General features: G+C 53.2%; 1 protein-coding gene. It reads left to right on the top strand.

The window, feature by feature from the left end:
- On the top strand, positions 1-1040 hold a 1040-nt coding region (tuf, locus tag ACSVHP_RS22950; protein ID WP_248219630.1), incomplete at both ends, for an elongation factor Tu.

Here is a 1040-nt window from a genome sequence, read left to right as displayed (position 1 = left end):
TTCGACCAGATCGATAACGCACCAGAAGAAAAAGCTCGTGGTATCACCATCAACACTTCCCACGTTGAATATGACACCCCGACTCGCCACTACGCACACGTAGACTGCCCAGGCCACGCCGACTATGTTAAAAACATGATCACCGGTGCTGCGCAGATGGACGGCGCGATCCTGGTTGTTGCTGCGACTGACGGCCCAATGCCTCAGACCCGTGAGCACATCCTGCTGGGTCGTCAGGTAGGCGTTCCTTTCATCATCGTGTTCCTGAACAAATGCGACATGGTTGATGACGAAGAGCTGCTGGAACTGGTAGAGATGGAAGTTCGTGAACTGCTGTCTCAGTACGATTTCCCAGGCGACGACACTCCAATCGTTCGCGGTTCCGCGCTGAAAGCGCTGGAAGGCGAAGCAGAGTGGGAAGCAAAAATCATCGAACTGGCTGGCTTCCTGGATTCTTACATCCCAGAACCAGAGCGCGCGATTGACAAGCCATTCCTGCTGCCAATCGAAGACGTATTCTCCATCTCCGGTCGTGGTACCGTTGTTACCGGTCGTGTAGAGCGCGGTATCATCAAAGTTGGCGAAGAAGTTGAAATCGTTGGTATCAAAGAGACTGCGAAGTCTACCTGTACTGGCGTTGAAATGTTCCGCAAACTGCTGGACGAAGGCCGTGCTGGTGAGAACGTTGGTGTTCTGCTGCGTGGTATCAAACGTGAAGAAATCGAACGTGGTCAGGTTCTGGCGAAGCCAGGCTCAATCAAGCCACACACCAAGTTCGAATCTGAAGTTTATATCCTGTCCAAAGACGAAGGCGGCCGTCATACTCCGTTCTTCAAAGGCTACCGTCCACAGTTCTACTTCCGTACAACTGACGTGACCGGTACCATCGAACTGCCAGAAGGCGTAGAGATGGTAATGCCAGGCGACAACATCAAGATGGTTGTGACTCTGATCCACCCAATCGCGATGGACGACGGTCTGCGTTTCGCAATCCGTGAAGGCGGCCGTACCGTTGGCGCGGGCGTTGTTGCTAAAGTTCT

Source organism: Enterobacter sp. 186315, assembly GCF_053290175.1.
Note: the sequence above shows the minus strand (reverse complement) of the source record. Positions and strands in the feature narration are given on the sequence as shown.